Origin of the sequence: Microvirga pakistanensis (assembly GCF_004458765.1) — a bacterium.
GTDB lineage: Bacteria > Pseudomonadota > Alphaproteobacteria > Rhizobiales > Beijerinckiaceae > Microvirga > Microvirga pakistanensis.
Map to the genome: position 1 here is coordinate 1 of NZ_SPJX01000424.1, position 223 is coordinate 223.

The window sequence follows — 223 nt, forward strand, 5'->3', positions numbered from 1 at the left end:
ATCGGTGCGAGGCCGGGCGGAACGACCGCCCAGGAGGCTTGCGACCAGGGATCGCTCCGCCATGCGGTGGCATGCATCACGCTCATGTGGCGGATGGCGCGCGCGCCGAAATGCTCGGCCAGAACGTCCCTGGCGTAGCGCCCGGGCGCGTCGGGGTCGCGGCGATCGAATCGCGCAGCATGGGGCTGGTCGAGTTCGAAGAAATGGAAGGGCGTGCCGTCGA

The 223-nt window shown here is 69.5% G+C and carries 1 pseudogene; it reads right to left on the minus strand.

The window, feature by feature from the left end:
• Window positions 1-223: pseudogene (locus E4K09_RS19720) on the minus strand (amine oxidase); the annotation flags it as partial.